Source organism: Curtobacterium sp. MCBD17_034 (assembly GCF_003234515.1).
In the GTDB taxonomy this organism is placed as follows: Bacteria; Actinomycetota; Actinomycetes; order Actinomycetales; family Microbacteriaceae; genus Curtobacterium.
Window position 1 is genome coordinate 258,041 of record NZ_QKTN01000001.1, and the last position, 16,849, is coordinate 274,889.

Consider the following 16,849-nt stretch of genomic DNA (forward strand, 5'->3'; position numbering starts at 1 on the left):
AGCCGCGAATCGGACTCCGAACCGGGACGTTCCCCGGCTCGGAGTCCGAATCGCGGCTCGACTCGAGCGGATCGCCGCGGCTCAGCGGCGGCTCAGCGGCGGCTGCGGATCACCGACTCGCGGTGCAGGAACAGCAGCGCGAGTCCCACGAGCAGGACCAGCAGTCCGATCCCGCCGAAGACCGCGATGCCCGTCGACCCCGTGTACGCGAGCGCTGCCGTGGAGGCGGTGGTCGCCACCGCGGCGACCGTGCCGGTGGTGGAGGCGGTGCCGGTCATCGCCGCGGCCGGAGCCGTCGAGACCACCGTGGCCGGGACGATGCCCGCGGCACGGCCGGTCACCGTGCCCTCGTCCCCCGTCGTGGCGGTCGGGTCGTTCCCGGCCGACGTGGTCGACACGGGGTCGGTGCCGTCAGCGGGGTCCGTGGTGCCCACCGGCGTGGTGGGCTCGGCCGGGCTGGTCGGCTCGGCCGGGCTGGTCGGGTCGGCCGGGCTGGTCGGGTCGGCCGGGCTGGTCGGATCGGCCGGGCTGGTCGGATCCGTGACGACCGGGTTCGTCGGCTCGGCAGGCGTGGTGGGGTCCGGCGTCGTGGTGCTGTTGCCGCCGACCGCCACGGTGGTACCGCCGATGGTGACCGGCAGGCTGATCACCGGGGCGATCTGGGTGCCGGACGCGGTGCCGTCCGAGCCGGAGGTGGTGGTGCCGCGGGTCGTGCCGGTGTCCGTGCTGCCGGTGCTGGTGCTGGTGCTGGTGCCGGTGCCGGTCGTGCCGGAGGTGCCGCTGCCCGAGGTGCCGGTGGAGCGGGCGTCGCCGAGGAGCGCGATCCCGTTGCCGCCGATCGTGACGGGTGCGCTGACCACGGGTGCGACCTGCGTCCCCGAGGCCGTCCCGTCCGAGCCGGAGGTGGCGGTGCTGCTCCCGCCGGTCGACCCGGACCCTGTGGTGCTGCCGCTGGCACCGCTGCCACCGTTGCCGGTCGTGCCGGAGGTGCCGCTGCCCGAGGTGCCGGTGGAGCTGGCGTCGCCGAGGAGCGCGATCCCGTTGCCGCCGACGGTGACGGGTGCGCTGACCACGGGTGCGACCTGCGTCCCCGAGGCCGTCCCGTCTGAACCCGAGGTGGTCGGACCCGACCCCGACGCCGGGGTGGACCCGGCGTTCGCGGCCGGTGCCGAGCCTCCCGAGCTGGTGCCGGTGGCGTCCCCGAGGACCGCGATGCTGTCCCCGGTGGCCGTGATCGGTGCGGCGACGTCGGGGGCGACCTGGGTGCCGCCGAGGACGCTGTCGGAACCGGAGGTGGTGGCGGCGGGAGCCGCCGGAGCCGTCGCCCCCGACGCGGAGGCGGCCGCCGGAGTCGGGGCTGCGGCCGGAGCGGGTGCGCTGGTCGCGTCACCGCCGACCGCGACCGCCGTCGAGCCGAGGTCCACCGGAACGCTCACGGTCGGCACGACCTGCGTGCCGGACGCGATGCCACCGGAGCCCGAGGTGGACGCCGACGAGGACGTGGGCGCAGCCGATGCGGGCGCCGCCGGTGCGGGCGCAGCCGGAGCGGACGCCGCCGGCGCGGTGGAGGTGCTGGTCGCGTCCCCGAGGACGCTCACGGCGTCACCGGTGACGGAGACGGGGAGGCCGAAGCTCCCTGCGACCTGCGTGCCGGAGGCGATGCCGTCGGTCCCCGTGGTCTCGGCGGCGTGGGCGGCGAGCCCGCCCCCGAGCGAGAGACCGCTGACGAAGAGGGTGAACCACAGCCCTCTCGAGACGTACTTGTTCATGGTCGTGCTCCTGATGTGATCGAGACTGGTGCGCCGCGTGTGCGGCGATGACGCGTCCTGCCAGCGGGGCAGGTGCGTCGGGCTCAATCAGGAGCGACGTCGTGGCCGGCGACGACGGATGCGGGGAGCACGTCGTCACCGGTGGGGAGGATCGGGCCGGCCGCCAGGACGACGGACGCGGGAGTCGAGATGGTCGCCACCGGGGTGGTGGGCGCACCACCGGCGGCGGCGCTGCTGCCACCGGTGGTCCCGGTGGGGGCCGCGGGGGCGGTCGGTGCGGCCGGCGCTGCCGGGAGGACCGGGGTCGCGTCGCCGGGGCGGGTCCCGCCAGCGGTGGAGACGGTCGGGACGGAGTCCGTCGTGCCGAGCCCCGATGCGCTGGAGGCCGAGGTTCCCGCGCCCGCGCCCGAGCGGACGAGCGTGCTGTCGGCCACGGCGGAGTCGGTCGCGCTGCCGGGCTGACCCTGGGCGGGCTGGCCGTCACCGGGCTGACCCTGGCCGGGTGCCACGGGGAGGACCGGACCCACGACCGGGGTCGTCGGGTCGAGGACGGTGGTCGCGGGCGGGAGGGTCGACGTCACGGGCGAGAGGACCGGGGCGATGCCGCCGAGCACGGGATCGACCACGGAGCCGATGCCCCCGAGGACGGGTGTGACGACGGGGGAGACCGCGCCGAGCACCGGGCCGACCACCGGGTCGAGGACCGGCGAGGTGACCGGGTCGACCGCACCGGGGAGTCCGCTGACAGCCGCGCCGGCGCCTCCGAGCGCGCCGTCGACGAGGCCCGTCACGGGAGCGGTCACGGACCCGAGGGCGCCGTCGCCGAGGACGGGTCCGACCACGGGCAGCGCACCGACCGGCCGCGACCCGAGGACACCCGCGACCGGCCGGAGGGCCCCGTCGAGGGTGCCGGCCGTCGCGCCGAGCGTGCCGCGCGTCCCACGGTCGGCCGTGGGCGTCGTGCTCGTACCGGTGTGCGTGCTCGCGCCGGCGGGTGCGGGCCGGTTGCTCGGGGTCGTCGCTGCGCCGGAAGTGGTCGATGCCGCGGTGCTGCCCGGAGCGGGCGTGCTGCCCGCGGACCTGCTCGGCGCGGAGCTGATCGGGACCGCCGTGCTCGGGGCCGGGGTGCTGGGGGCCGGACTGTGCGCACTCGGGGCCGGGGCTGCCGGGAGGGGCGCGGCGGCTGCCGGGCGGGGCGCAGGAGCTGCCGGGCGGGGCGCAGGAGCTGCGGGAGCGGGCGCCGCCGGGGCCGGAGCCGGTGCTGCGGGGCGGGTCACGGGCTGGACCGCGGTGCCGACGCCGTCGACCACACCGCTGACGGTGTTCCCCACGGCGCCGAGCAGGGAGTGCGACGAGGTCGTGCCCGGGGTCGTCTCGGCCGCCGAGGCCGGCTTCGCCCCGAGGAGCAGTCCGAGCACGACGAAGGCCGCTGCGACGACGGTGCCGAGCAGGGCGAGCCGGACGAGCGCGATCCTGGGTGCGCGCAACGGCTTGTCCATGCGCTCACCTCCTGATCTGGCTGCGCACGACTGAGTGGTTGTCAGGGAATGTACTCCGGCTCGTGAGCGGGTCGACGAATGCCAGGGATCTCTCAGGTTCTCCGAGCGGCGGGCGCGACGACGCCCGCCGCTCGCGGAGCGTGCCGCGCGGACGCAGGCGCGCGAGCGTGTGGACCCACGAGCGCGGGTGGCTCCCGGGCCGACGCCGGGCTCCCGCGGCGTGGTGCCGGCAGCGGGCCGGTCAGTGCCGGAGGGTCTCCTTCGGGTACTCCCCGAACCGCGCCGCGTAGGCCGCCGAGAACCGGCCGAGGTGCAGGAAGCCCCAGCGGTTGGCGACCTCGGCGATCGTCGTCGTCGTGGCACTCCGCTCACGGAGCTCCGCGTGCACCCGGTCGAGGCGGACCTCCCGGATGTACGTGTTCGGGGTGACGTCGAACTGGCGCTGGAACGCCTGCTGCAGCGCCCGGAGGCTCAGGTTGGCCTCCTGCGCCAGGTCGGTGCTCGTGATCGGCAGGTGCGCGTTCTCGTGCACGTACTCGACGGCGCGGCGGATGTGCGCGTTCCGGGGGAGCAGCAGATCGCGCGGCAGCCCGTCCGTCTGCTGCGGGAACAGCTCGAGGAACGAGACCGCTCCGAGCCGACCCATCTCGGCCTGGAGGAGCGGGCTGGCCTCGCGGTCCAGGACCGTCTTCGAGATGAGCGACACCGTGTCCCGCCAGAGCTGCATCGCCCGGTCGCTCGGCTCCGCCGTGTGGTCGAACCGGACCGTCGGCGCGTCGAGCCCGCGCTCGGCCGCGACCTCCTCGACGGTGGTTCGTTTGATCTGCACGAGCTTCTGGTCGTAGTCCTCGAAGGCGAACCGGAAGGGGCGGTCCGACGGCCAGATGCGGGGCCGGTTCGGCAGGAGGTCGACCTCGTCGCGCCCCAGGTCGAGCCTGCCCGTACCGGACGTGATCCACTGGACCACGTAGTCGTCCCCGCGCGGCATCTCGCCCTCGAGGCGGCCGTGGAAGCGGACGTTCCGCAACGTCAGGTGGTCGTCGCCGACGACGCTGTACCGGAAGTCGAAGTCGTCGGCGGTGCGTTCAGCGCGCCACGATGCTCCGGCGTACTCCGCAGCGAGTACGTCGCGTGCCTCGTCGAGGTCGGCTCCTCGGAGGTCTTTGCGCACGCGGGATGCGCGGTCGTCAGTCATCATCCACCGCGCGCAGTGTCGCACATGCATGCAAACAATTCGTCGACGCTGTCCGAAGAGCGCGGACGGGCCGCACAGCCGGCCATCGCCCCGGGAGGACGCACGGCGCGTCCGACGGGCTCAGCGCCTCAGTGACCCTCGACCGTGTACACGGCGATGAGCATCGCGGCCGCTGACCGAGCGGACGACGCGGGACGGACCGACCCGTGGATGGCCGCCTCGACCTGCGCGCCCTCCGCGAGCAGGGACACGGCGTGCGCGAGGTGACCCGGCAGCCCCGCCCGGTCGCAGAGCTCGGCCAGGTACCGCTCGAACCAGGTCAGGTGCTCGTCCGCCAGTTGCGCGACGTCCGCATTCCGCCGGCCGAGTTCCCCGTAGCCGTTGATGAAGGCGCAACCGCGGTAGGAGCGCTGCCGGAAGGTCGCCTCGAGGTACGAGAACACCGCGAGGATCTGGTCACGCGGGTCGGTGAACACGGACACCGCGGCGGTCAGGTCCGCGACCCAGGAACGGTGCCGGGCCTCCATGACGGCGACGACCAGCTGGTGCTTCGTCGGGAACTCGCGCCGCAGCGTCTCGAGCGGCAGGTCGGCGTCACGAGCGATCCGCCCCACCGACACCGGCCCGAACCCGCTCCGGTCGAACAGTCGGTCCGCGCTCGACAGGAGCCTCGAGCGGAGCTGCCGTTCGAGGATGGTGGTGTTCAGAGGAGGAGGCGTCATGGTGTGGGGTGTGCGGTGCGCCCCCGATGGTAGGGACGAGCGCTGAGCGCGTGCCCCGCCTGTCCGTGATGAGCGGGGACCGGCGTCGATCATCCAGGAAACGCTGGTCCTGGCCTCCGACCGTCACCGCGACCGCGCCGGCCGCGACGTTCCTCCACGTGTGGCGGTCGGGGTGGCGAGCGTCGGAGCGGCTGCACTACCGTGTGCACCACCGCGGGTGAGCGCTCACCCGCGACGCCCGACCCGCGGAGGAGCGGCATGAGCACCATCGAGACCACCGGCGCGGACCTCCGCACGAACTGGGCCGGGAACGTCACCTACCGGGCTCGCGAGGTGGTCAGGCCGACCACCCTCGACGAGCTCCGCACCGCCGTCACGAGCAACCCCCGGGTGACGGCGCTCGGCTCGCGGCACTCCTTCAACCTCGTCGCCGACACCGACGGCGTGCAGATCGACCTCGGCGCGATGCCCGAGGTCATCGAGATCGACAGCGAGCGGCGGGTCGCCCGTGTCGCCGCCGGTCTGACCCACGCGCGCGCTGCCGCCGCCCTCGACGAGGCCGGGTTCGCCCTCGCCAACCTCGCATCGCTGCCACACATCTCCGTCGCGGGCGCCGTGGCGACCGGCACCCACGGATCCGGCGTCCGGAACGCGTCGCTCGCGTCGAGCGTCGTCGGTGTCGAGATCGTCCGTGCGTCCGGCGACGTCGAGGTGCTCGATGCCGACCACCCCGACCTCGACGCCCACCGGGTGGGCATCGGCGCACTCGGCGTCGTCACCGCCGTCCACCTGGCGATCGAGCCCCGGTTCGACGTGGCCCAGCGCATCCACACCGGCCTGCCGTGGGAGGTCGTCGACGCCCGCTTCGAGGACGTCATGTCCGCCGGGTACAGCGTCAGCATGTTCACCGGGTACGTCCACGACGGCATCCGGCAGGTGTGGACGAAGCGCCGTGTCGACCGTGACGACCCCGTGGTGGACCTCGAGGACCTCGGCGCCATGCCCTCGACCTCGCCGCTGCACCCCGTCCCCGGGTCCGACAACGCCGGCGTGACCGAGCAGGCCGGCGTGCCCGGCCCGTGGCACGAGCGGCTCCCGCACTTCCGATCCTCGTTCACCCCGAGTGCCGGTGCCGAGATCCAGTGCGAGTACCTGCTGCCCGCGTCGGACGCGGTCCCCGCGATCCAGGCCCTGCGCGGCATCGGCGAGGCCATGGCGCCCGTGCTCTACGTCTCCGAGATCCGTCGCGTCGCCGCCGACACCGCGTGGCTCGCCCCGAGCAGCGAGCGGGACTCGGTCGCGTTCCACTTCACGTTCCACCGCGACCCCGATGGCGTCGCGGCCGTGTTGCCCCTGATCGACGCGGCGCTCGCCCCGTTCGACGCCCGGCCGCACTGGGGCAAGGTCACCGCGATGCCGGCCGAGCAGCTCCACGTGGTCTACCCGCGCCTCGGGGAGTTCGCGGCGCTCGCCGACCGGGTCGACCCCGAGCGGCGGTTCCGGAACCCGTTCCTGACCGAGGTGCTCGGCTGAGCGAGGGCGCCCGCCGCCCGGCTGCCCGGCTTCCGTGACATCCGACGGTGCCGCTGTCGTTCGACCGCGGGACCGTCGACGCATGCTCGTGCGTCGGATGCAGCCGCATCAGGCGACTCGACCGGTGTCGAACGACAGCGAGTGTCGGGAACAGGCGGCGTTCTCGAGAACCGGGACGCAGGGCGGCTAGCGGTTCGGCGGCGCCGCGCTCGCCCGCTCCACGAGTGACACGGGGACGAGCCCCCCGTGGTCGGGCGCCGACCGCCCCTCGATCTCGGCGATGAGGGTGGACACCGCGCGCCGCCCGACCTCGTCGAACGACTGGTGCACCGTCGTGAGGGGCGGCCAGAACGAGTCGGCCTCGGGCATGTCGTCGAACCCGACCACGCTCAGGGTCCCGGGAACGGCACGCCCGGCCTCGTGTGACGCACGGAGGATGCCGAGCGCCGTCTGGTCGTTCGCGGCGAAGACGGCGGTGATCTCCGGCCGGGCGGCGATCCGCTGCCCGGCGGTGTAGCCGGCGTCGGTCGTCCAGTCGCCCCGGATGACGTCGGGTACGGGACGCCCGGCCCGTTCGAGCGTGGCGCGCCACGAGGCCTCCCGGCGCATGGCGGAGTACGACGCGCGGGGTCCACTGACGTGCCAGACGGTGTCGTGGCCCAGGTCGAGCAGGTACTGCGTGGCGATCCGGGCGCCCTCGGCCTGGTCGGTGTCGATCGTGGGGTGCTCGGCGGTGGCGGAGGAGTCGACCACGACGACCGGCACGCCGTCGGGCAGCGCGACCTCGGCGGCGTCGAGCACGTGCGACTCGATGATGATCACGACACCGTCCACGGCCTGTTCGGACAGCCGGGTGAACGCGGACCGGACCCCTGCCTCGGTGCGCCGGGCCATCGGGAGCAGGGTGATCGTGAAGTCGGCTGCGCCCGCGGCCTCGGCGATGGCCTCGAGCGTCCGCATGTTGCCGAACGACGCCAGGGTGAACAGGATCACCCCGATGGTGCGGAACCGCCCCGAGCGGAGGGCCCGGGCGGCACGGTTCGGCCGGTACCCGAGCTCGGCCATCGCACGACGCACGCGCTCCCGGGTGTCGTCGCTGACGTTGTCGAACCCGCGCGCGACGCGGGACACGGTCTGCATCGAGACCCCGGCGGCCTGCGCGACCGCGGCCAATGACGGGGCCTTGCGGATCTCGGACGGGGTCTCCGTGCTCATCGGGGTCCCCTCCTGGCCCGCCGCGATCGGCCGGGTCCACCTCGTTCGGCCGCATCATCGCACGAACCGGGCCTCTGGTCACGATTCTGCGTCGGCGCTTGCATGTTGACGTTGCCATGCTACGGTGAACCGCGCGATGTTGACGTCAACATCTACGGAGCACCGTCTGGACGAAGGAGTCGTATGACCGCGATCACCGCGCGCCGGGGAACGTCACCCGGCGGCCGGAACGGCGCCCGTGGTGGCGCCCGGGGCAAGGGCCGAGCCCGCCAGCGCTGGACCGGCTGGCTGTTCGTCGCGCCGTTCATGATCGTGCTCGTCGCGATGCTCATCGTGCCGATCGGCTACGCACTCTGGCTCAGCCTGTTCCGCGACCAGCTCATCGGCGGCAACCAGTTCGTCTGGTTCGCCAACTACCTGCAGCTGTTCCAGGACGCCAAGTTCTGGGCCGGGTTCCTGCGCGTCGTCCTGTTCCTCGTGGTCCAGGTGCCGGTCATGCTCGTCCTCGCACTCGTCGCCGCACTCGCACTCGACAGCGGTCGCCTCTACGGCTCGGCGTTCTTCCGCATCGGGGTGTTCCTGCCCTACGCCGTGCCGGGTGTCGTCGCCGCGCTCATCTGGGGCTTCATCTACGGCAACCAGTTCGGCCTGACCGGCGCCGCGAACAAGGCCCTGGGCATCGACCTGTTCGAGCCGTTCAGCCCGCACTGGGTGCTCGCGTCGATCGGCAACGTCGTCACGTGGGAGTTCCTCGGCTACAACATGCTGATCTTCTACTCCGCGCTCCGGGTGGTGCCGACCGAGCTGTACGAGGCGGCCGAGATCGACGGCGCCGGACCGCTCCGCACGATCATGTCGATCAAGATCCCGGCGCTGCGCGGCTCGATCGTCATCGCCACGATCTTCTCGATCATCGGCAGCTTCCAGCTCTTCAACGAGCCGAACCTGCTCAAGACGCTCGCCCCGAACGTCATCGGCAGCGCATTCACCCCGAACATGTACGCCTACTCGCTGTCCTTCAGCGGCCAGCAGTTCAACTACTCCGCCACCGTCGCGATCGTCATGGGTGTCATCACCGCCGTGATCGCCTACGTCGTCCAGGTGCGCGGCACGCGAGCGGAGAACCGATGAGCGCCGTCCAGACCCCACCGCCCGTCACCATCGCGACCGAGGGCACACGCGGCCGCGACCCGCGTGCCCGCGCTCCCCGGGCCTCCCGTCCGGGTCGCAGGACCGGCGCCGGCTCGCCCAGGCCGCGCCGGAGCGGGCTGCTCACCGCCGTCATGGTGGTGTTCACCGTCTACTCGTTCGCGCCGCTCGCCTACCTGGTGATCAACAGCACGAAGACGCAGTCGTCGCTCCTGTCGACGTTCGGTCTCTGGTTCGGCGGACACTTCAACCTGATCCAGAACCTGCACGACACGCTGACCTACAACGGCGGGATCTTCCTGCAGTGGTTCGGCAACACCCTGCTCTACGTCGTCGTCGGTGCCGGCGGGGCGACGCTCCTCGCCACGGTCGCGGGCTACGGCATGGCGAAGTACGCGTTCCCCGGCCGCCGGGCCGTGTTCGCCATCGTGCTCGGCGCGGTCGCGATCCCGGGCACGGCGCTGGCCGTCCCGACGTTCCTGCTGTTCTCGCAGGTCGGCCTGACGAACACGCCGTGGGCGATCATCCTGCCGTCGCTCACCAGTCCGTTCGGGCTCTACCTGATCTGGACGTACGCGATCGACGCCATCCCGATGGAGCTCATCGAGGCCGCCCGCATGGACGGTGCCGGCGAGTTCCGGATCTTCTTCACGATCGGGCTCCGACTGCTCATGCCCGGCGTCGTCACGGTGCTGCTGTTCGCGGTCGTGGCCACGTGGAACAACTACTTCCTCCCGCTGATCATGCTGAGCGACCCCCGCTGGTACCCGCTCACGGTCGGCCTGAACCAGTGGAACGCGCAGGCCACCGGCGCCGCAGCCCAGCCGATCTACAACCTCGTCGTCACGGGTTCGCTGCTCACGATCATCCCGATCGTCGCCGCGTTCCTCTTCCTCCAGCGCTTCTGGCAGTCCGGCCTCGCGGCCGGGTCCGTCAAGGCGTGACCTCCCGCCCCGTCGGCCGGGAGGCCCGGGGCAGCACCCAGCACCACCGCACCCCTGCGATCCACAACGAAGTGAAAGGCATCACCATGCACAAGCGTCTCCGGCGCGGCCTCGCCGCCGTCGCCATCGGCGTCTCCGCCGCGGTCGCCCTCGTCGGCTGCGCGAGCGGCAGCTCGTCGGCCTCGGGCGGCAGCGCGAGCGACGTCTCCGCCGCGCTGAAGAAGGGCGGCACGATCACGTACTGGTCGTGGACCCCGTCCGCCAAGGCCCAGGTCGCCGCGTTCGAGAAGGCGTACCCGAAGGTGCACGTCAAGCTCGTCAACGCCGGCACCGGCACCGACGAGTACACGAAGCTCCAGAACACGATCAAGGCCGGCTCGGGCGCGCCCGACGTCGCGCAGGTCGAGTACTTCGCCGTCCCGCAGTTCGCGCTGTCGAACTCCCTGGCCGACCTCACCTCGTACGGGTTCGGCTCGCTCAAGGGCAAGTACTCCGCGAGCACGTGGGACTCGGTCGCCATGAACGGCAAGATCTACGGTCTGCCGCAGGACTCCGGCCCGATGGCGCTGTTCTACAACAAGCGCATCTTCGACCAGTACGGCCTCGCCGTCCCGAAGACGTGGAGCGAGTACGTCGCCGACGCCAAGAAGCTGCACGCGGCGAACCCCAGCGAGTACATCACCGCGGACAACGGCGACCCCGGATTCGCGACCAGCATGATCTGGCAGGCCGGCGGCACCCCGTTCACGACGAACGGCACGAAGGTGTCGATCGACCTGCAGGACGCGGGGAGCAAGAAGTGGACGTCGACCTGGAACCCGCTCGTCCAGGGCAAGCTCCTCTCGACCACGCCGGCCTGGAGCGACGACTGGTTCAAGCAGCTCGGCAACGGCCAGATCGCCTCGCTCATCACCGGCGCCTGGATGCCCGGCAACCTCGAGGCGAGCGCCCCGGCCGGCAGCGGTGACTGGCGCGTCGCCCCGATGCCCACCTACGACGGCAGCAAGGCCGTCACCGCGAACAACGGGGGCAGCTCGCAGGTCGTCATGAAGCAGTCGAAGAACCCCGCGCTCGCGGCGGGCTTCCTCAAGTGGCTCAACTCGTCGAGCGCGAGCACGAAGATCTTCGCCAAGTCCGGCGGGTTCCCGTCGACCACCGCCGACCTCGAGTCGTCGTCGTTCCTCAACGACAACCCGTCGTACTTCGGTGGCCAGAAGATCAACGAGGTCCTCGTCGACGCGTCGAAGAACGTCAAGTCCGGCTTCACCTACCTGCCCTACGAGGTCTACGCGAACAGCGTCTTCGCGGACACGGTCGGCCAGTCCTACCAGAACAACACGTCGCTCGACAGCGGCCTGCAGTCCTGGCAGAGCCAGCTCGTCAAGTACGGCAAGCAGCAGGGCTTCACGGTCTCGTCCAAGTGACCGAACGGTGCCCGGGCGCGCGTCGCCCGGGCACCGTCCCCTCCCATCCGAAGAAAGGCACGCTCATGCGTTTCGCCATCGGCCCCGACGACTTCCTGCTCGACGGCGAACCCCACCGCGTGCTCTCCGGAGCGCTCCACTACTTCCGCGTCCACCCCGACCAGTGGGCGGACCGGATCCACAAGGCCCGGCTCATGGGCCTCAACACCATCGAGACGTACGTCGCCTGGAACGCCCACGCGCCGTCGCCCGACACCTTCGACCTGACCGGCGGGCTCGACCTCGGCCGGTTCCTCGACCTCGTCGCCGCCGAGGGCATGCACGCCATCGTCCGACCCGGTCCGTACATCTGCGCCGAATGGGCGAACGGCGGGCTGCCGTCGTGGCTCTTCGCCGACGCGAACGTCGGCGTGCGCCGGAACGAGCCCCGGTTCCTCGCGGCCGTGCAGGCGTACCTCGAGCGGCTCGCCCCCGTGCTCGTGCCCCGGCAGATCGACGCCGGCGGCCCGATCGTGCTCGTGCAGGTCGAGAACGAGTACGGCGCCTACGGCTCGGACCCGGCCTACCTCCGCGCGCTGCTCGCCATGCACCGCGACATCGGGCTCACCGTTCCGTTCACGAGCGTCGACCAGCCGATGGGCACGATGCTCGAGGACGGCACGATCCCGGGTCTCCACGCCACCGGCTCGTTCGGGTCCCGCGCGTCCGAGCGACTCGCGACCCTCCGAGGTGTGCAGCCGACCGGCCCGCTCATGTGCTCGGAGTTCTGGGACGGCTGGTTCGACAGCTGGGGCGAACACCACCACACGACCTCGGCGACCGACTCCGCCCGGGAACTCGACGCACTCCTCGCCGCGGGGGCGTCCGTCAACGTCTACATGTTCCACGGCGGCACGAACTACGGCCTGACGAACGGTGCGAACGACAAGGGCGTCTACCGACCGATCGCGACGAGCTACGACTACGACGCACCGCTCGACGAGGCCGGGCTGCCCACCCCGAAGTTCCACGCGTTCCGATCGGTCATCGAGCGGTACGCGCCCGTGCCGGACCTGCCGCCGGAGTTCGCCCCGGACGCACCCGCCCCGGCCCCGGTGCCCGACGTCGCACTCCGGTTCGACCGTGCCCTGTCGCTCTGGAGCACCGTCGACGACATCGCCACGTGGACGCACCACGACGACGTCCCGACCGTCGACGCACTCGGGAGCGGCGCCGGCTTCGTGCTCTACCGCACCGAGGTCGACCTGCCCGCGGGCGGCGTCCTCACCGTCGAGGAGGTCCGCGACCGCGCCCAGGTGTTCCTCGACGGGCGACCGGTGGGCGTCCTCGAGCGCGAGCACCACGACCACGCGCTCGTCCTGCCGCCGGTGGGCCGTGCCGTGCTCGACGTCCTGGTCGAGGACCAGGGACGCGTCGACTACGGCGTCCGCATCGGGGAGCCCAAGGGCCTGGTCGGCCCGGTCACCGTCGACGGCGCCCCGCTGGCCCGGTGGTCCGTCACGCCGCTCGACCTGGTCGCGGCCGTCGCCGGGCCCGCGGACGGCCGGGAGGCCCGGCACGCGTCCGTCCCGCAGCCCGCGTCCGCCGTCCCCGCCGCCGTCGCATCGCTCGGCCATCACCCGTCGGACGGCGCCGCGAAGCCTGCCGCAGTGTCCCCGGCTGCGGAGCCCGCCGCCGCGGTGTCCCCTGCCGCGGACGGCCTGCTCGGCGAGCACATGACGGAAGGGGCCGTGCTGACGGCGCCGACCCCGGCCCTCCCGGTCGTCGCCGCGCTCCGCGATGCCCGGCCCGACCCGGCCCCGACGCTCGCGGGGCCGACGTTCGCGCTCGCGACCGTCGAGCTCGACGCCGTGCGGGACCTGCACCTGGCGCTCGACGGGTTCGGCAAGGGCGTCGCCTGGGTGAACGGGTTCTGCCTCGGGCGGTACTGGTCGCGTGGCCCCCAGCGGACGCTGTACGTGCCGGCGCCCGTCGTCCGCGCGGGCCGCAACGAGGTCGTCGTGTTCGAGCTCGGTGCCGCCGCCCGCCGCGATGCGGTGTTCCGGGGCTCCGCGGACCTCGGGCACACGGAGGCCTGATCCCCAAACCGGCTGGTCTACTCCGTCACGGATGACCACATCGTCGTGTTGCAGGCGCGCGACCACTCCTGAGGTGACCGAGCCGGAGCGGTCGGTGTCGTGCTGATGGCACACGGCGTCCGGATCGCCGAGGCGCGACCGCTCCCATGTCGCCTGTGAGGGCAGGGTCGCTGCCACCGCACGAGTCACACTCCGATCATCTGGGGCCGACGCCGGGCTCCGACGATGCGGCCCCGCACGAAGAGCACGACCGTCCGCCCGAGCACCTCACCGACGGCCATCAGCAGGAGCGCGTCCACCCACGCCGATTCCTCGATCCGGTGCTCGACGCTGAAGGTGGTGAGGTGCATCTGCCCGGCAGCCGAGTTCGCCCAGAGTTGGAACGCCAGGCGGAACCCCATGCCGAGCACCCACAGGGCGGCTGCCGCCGGTGTGGCCCGGGCGAACGGGTGACCGTCCTTCCGCCAGACGCGCGTCAGAGCCGCGGCGCCGATCCCGAGCGTCACACCCACCGCCGGTCCGAGGAGGACGAGGAGGACCCCGTCCGCGGTCGTCGGGAGTGCGTGCCCGTAGTGGAGCACGGCCACGGCGACGAGTGCGATCGGCAGGAGGAGCTGCACGATGCCGAGCCGTCGTCCGCGGAGTTGCAGCACCACGAGTCCGAGCAGGGTGCCGTCGATGAGCCAGTCAGTGATCGTCATGCGGCAAGCCTCGCGATCCCCGCGCGGCTGGGGCACCACCCCGGGGTGGTGCCGGGGGTGGTGATGCGGCACGCGATCAGGCGGGCCCGAACACCTCGGGTAGTGCCCCGACGAACCCGTCGAAGTGGCTGTACCACAGCGCGTGCGCTGCTCCCGGGACGCCGCGGACGGCGACACCGCTGGCGGTGAGCAGCTCCACGAGCTCGTCGTCGACGACGTCGCTCGGCTCCGCCCGCACGACGATCGACCCGCGCTCGGGCATCCAGGTGCCGCCGGCCGCAGCCGCGACGGATGCCGCCGTTGCCGGGTCGAACCGTTCCGCAGCGCGCGCCTCGACGACGCAGTCCTCGTCGCCGTAGTACGGCCGGGAGGCGCGGAGCCCCTGGACGGTCCGCTCACGTCGGTCACGTTCGTACTCCAGCTCGACCGTGGCGCGGTCCCAGCCGCCGCGGCTGCTGAACGGGGCCTCCACGTACACGGTCCAGTCGGGGCGGAGCTCCTGCACAGCGGCAGCCAGGACCAGACCGCCGAAGGAGTGGCCGATCGCGAGCGCCGGAGGACGCTGCGAGGTCGCGCGAACGGCGTGCACGACGGCCGCTGCGGCACGCTCGACGGTCAGGTGCGGGTCCCGCTCCGACAGCCCGTGGCCCGGCAGATCGATCGTGAGCACGCGGTACCCCCGATCGGTGAGCAACGGCACGACACGCCACCAGCTCTCAGAGGAGCCCATCATCCCGTGCAGCAACACGGCGGTGTCCGGTCCGCTGCCGCGCTCGTCGACGTGGAGGCGCATCCGGTCATACAACCACGGCCACGGGACGGACCGGCTCGTCCGTGGCTCCCGCCTCCTTCCGACTGCACGTGTGTCGTTCGACAGCGGGGGAGTCGTCGCCTGCTCGGACACCCGACGCGCGGCGCGAGAAGCGTCATCGCCGGTGTCGTTCGACAGCGGTGCCGTCGGAAGCAGGCGGAGGGGCGGTGGCCGGCGGCGGGGACGGTGCGGGAGCCTGACCGGTCAGAACCGCGTGGTGCCCCGCAGCCGCCGCGGCCGCCCGTCCGGGTCCACCGCCAGCCGCGCGACCGCTCCGGCCCAGAGCCGCTGGACCGCCGAGATCGGCTCGGGCGTGTGCTGCCGGACGTGTCCGACCGGCCGCGGTCCGGGCTCGCCGTCCTCGTGCCAGTGGTCGAGGGCACGAGCGGTGGCCTTCCACAGCGCGAGTCCGCCGGTCAGGTCCTGGAGCCGGGGGTCGTCGGGCGTCGTCCCCAGGTGCTCCGCCCACAGCTGGAGGCGCAGGTCACGCGGCAAGGAGGAGTCCGGGCCGTCGTCTGGCCGCGCCGCTCCGTCGACCACGGCGCAGGTGAGCTCGCTGTCACTGGTCCAGGATCGGCGGTTGAAGTTGTCCGACCCGCACGTCATCCAGGTGTCGTCGACGATGCAGATCTTGGCGTGGATGTAGATCGGGGTTCCGGCGGTGTTCTCGAGGTCGAACACCCCCACCCGGTCCGGGGCGGTGCGCTGCAGGGCCCGCACGGCTCGGAGCTGCCCGATGCGGCTCGGTGGTCCGGCGAGGGGACCGTCGGAGTCGGGGTAGCGCGGCACGACGACGATGACGTGCAGGTCCGGGTTCCGCTCGAGCGCGTCCGCGATGCCGGTGGCGACCTCGGTGGACCACAGGTACTGGTCCTCGATGTAGATGAGTCGCCGCGCCCGCTCGAACGCCTTCGTGTACGCCCGGGCGACGCTCCGCTCGCCGGCGGGGGCGAACGGGAACGCCGGGCGCTTCACTCCGTAGGTGCGGAGGAGCTGGACCGCGTGCGTGCCGGCGGGCGGCGGCGGGGGTGCGGTCTCCGGCAGCGGCTCGGGGTGCCGCGGCATCCGTGCGAGGCGCTGCAGGAGCATCCGGTAGGGGTCCCGGTGGTCGAGCGGGTGCGGATCGTCCCACCGCTCGGCGAACACGGCGAGGACGTCGGCCACGACCGGTCCGTGGAGTTCGAGGGCGGCGTCGTGCCACGGCGGTCGGTCGCCGTAGCGGGGGTCCATCGAGAGCGCCTGCGGGTCACCGGCGTGGTCGGCGTCGTCCCGCCGGCTGTGGCAGAGGTCGATCCCGCCGACGAACGCGACGTCGCGCGCCGGGTCGTCGCGGTGCCGGATGACGAAGAACTTCTGGTGGTGCGAGCCGAACACCCGCACGCGCTGGTCGAGGAGCACCTCGCCGCCGGCGTCGTTGACCTCGCGCCCCAGCAGCTCGTTCGACCTGCCGCTGATCGGCGAGGAGATCCGTTCGCCGTGCGATCGCCAGACCAGGCCGCGGACCTCGACACCGCCTCGGGCCAGGTCCGCGAGGAGTTCCCCGATCGTCGGCCCGTCGGGGAGCAGACGCTCGTCCGCGTCGCCGCGCCAGTCCGTGAACCAGACCCGGTCGCCGGGCTCCAGCGCGGTGAGTTCCTCGTGCAGCCGGGCGAAGTACGGCGCGCCGTGCACGATCGGCACGACGAGGTTGCCCTCCGACCACGCCGGTTCGCCGTCGCGGTCGGCATGCACCGCGGTGGCCGTGTTGCCACGCTCGCCGGCGCGCAGGAACCAGTGGCGGGCGTCCTCGTACACGGTGGGAACACTACG

The 16,849-nt window shown here is 72.6% G+C and carries 13 protein-coding genes; 5 read left to right on the top strand and 8 right to left on the bottom strand.

Features of this window, described 5'->3' with window-relative positions:
* Positions 1 to 92: 92 nt before the first annotated feature.
* From DEI92_RS01290 to DEI92_RS01305, 4 genes are all read right to left on the bottom strand, one after another.
* Complete coding sequence (locus tag DEI92_RS01290; protein WP_111012073.1) at positions 93 to 1,769, bottom strand: hypothetical protein; 1,677 nt, start codon at positions 1,767 to 1,769, stop codon at positions 93 to 95.
* Between the two features lie 83 nt (positions 1,770 to 1,852).
* Complete coding sequence (locus DEI92_RS16395) at positions 1,853 to 3,268, bottom strand: hypothetical protein (protein WP_111012074.1); 1,416 nt, start codon at positions 3,266 to 3,268, stop codon at positions 1,853 to 1,855.
* A 241-nt stretch (positions 3,269 to 3,509) separates the two neighbouring features.
* Positions 3,510 to 4,439 (bottom strand): AraC family transcriptional regulator, encoded by a 930-nt coding sequence (locus DEI92_RS01300; RefSeq protein WP_181434586.1) that lies wholly within the window; start codon positions 4,437 to 4,439, stop codon positions 3,510 to 3,512.
* A gap of 152 nt (positions 4,440 to 4,591) precedes the next feature.
* Positions 4,592 to 5,185, bottom strand: a complete 594-nt coding sequence (locus DEI92_RS01305) for a TetR/AcrR family transcriptional regulator (RefSeq protein ID WP_181434587.1) — start codon at positions 5,183 to 5,185, stop codon at positions 4,592 to 4,594.
* A gap of 258 nt (positions 5,186 to 5,443) precedes the next feature.
* Here DEI92_RS01305 and DEI92_RS01310 point away from each other — a divergent pair, with 258 nt between their 5' ends.
* Entirely contained in the window at positions 5,444 to 6,718 is a 1,275-nt protein-coding gene (locus DEI92_RS01310) for an FAD-binding protein (protein ID WP_111012076.1), read from the top strand.
* 186 nt (positions 6,719 to 6,904) lie between these two features.
* Here DEI92_RS01310 and DEI92_RS01315 read toward each other — a convergent pair whose 3' ends face one another.
* Positions 6,905 to 7,933 carry a LacI family DNA-binding transcriptional regulator gene (locus tag DEI92_RS01315; RefSeq protein ID WP_111011212.1) on the bottom strand — a complete coding sequence of 343 codons (1,029 nt, stop codon included), beginning with the start codon at positions 7,931 to 7,933 and terminating at the stop codon, positions 6,905 to 6,907.
* Between the two features lie 183 nt (positions 7,934 to 8,116).
* Between DEI92_RS01315 and DEI92_RS01320 the strand changes: the two genes are divergently transcribed.
* From DEI92_RS01320 to DEI92_RS01335, 4 genes are all read left to right on the top strand, one after another.
* Positions 8,117 to 9,064: a carbohydrate ABC transporter permease gene (locus DEI92_RS01320; protein WP_111011213.1), complete on the top strand. Its 948-nt coding sequence runs from the start codon at positions 8,117 to 8,119 to the stop codon at positions 9,062 to 9,064.
* The gene (locus DEI92_RS01325; protein WP_111012077.1) at positions 9,061 to 10,026 is read left to right on the top strand and encodes a carbohydrate ABC transporter permease; all 966 of its coding nucleotides are present in this window, start codon (positions 9,061 to 9,063) and stop codon (positions 10,024 to 10,026) included. Before DEI92_RS01320 ends, DEI92_RS01325 begins: the two co-directional genes overlap by 4 nt.
* A gap of 86 nt (positions 10,027 to 10,112) precedes the next feature.
* A complete protein-coding gene (locus DEI92_RS01330; protein ID WP_111011215.1) occupies positions 10,113 to 11,450 on the top strand; it encodes a sugar ABC transporter substrate-binding protein in 1,338 nt (445 codons plus the stop codon).
* Between the two features lie 65 nt (positions 11,451 to 11,515).
* On the top strand, positions 11,516 to 13,528 hold the full coding sequence (locus DEI92_RS01335) for a beta-galactosidase family protein (RefSeq protein ID WP_111012078.1): 2,013 nt from the start codon (positions 11,516 to 11,518) through the stop codon (positions 13,526 to 13,528).
* 185 nt (positions 13,529 to 13,713) lie between these two features.
* Here DEI92_RS01335 and DEI92_RS01345 read toward each other — a convergent pair whose 3' ends face one another.
* The 3 genes from DEI92_RS01345 to DEI92_RS01355 form a co-directional block, all read right to left on the bottom strand.
* Positions 13,714 to 14,229 carry a hypothetical protein gene (locus DEI92_RS01345; protein WP_111012079.1) on the bottom strand — a complete coding sequence of 172 codons (516 nt, stop codon included), beginning with the start codon at positions 14,227 to 14,229 and terminating at the stop codon, positions 13,714 to 13,716.
* A 76-nt stretch (positions 14,230 to 14,305) separates the two neighbouring features.
* On the bottom strand, positions 14,306 to 15,022 hold the full coding sequence (locus tag DEI92_RS01350; RefSeq protein WP_111012080.1) for an alpha/beta hydrolase family protein: 717 nt from the start codon (positions 15,020 to 15,022) through the stop codon (positions 14,306 to 14,308).
* Positions 15,023 to 15,244: 222 nt separating this feature from the next.
* On the bottom strand, positions 15,245 to 16,834 hold the full coding sequence (locus DEI92_RS01355) for a phospholipase D-like domain-containing protein (RefSeq protein ID WP_111012081.1): 1,590 nt from the start codon (positions 16,832 to 16,834) through the stop codon (positions 15,245 to 15,247).
* Positions 16,835 to 16,849 lie beyond the last annotated feature (15 nt).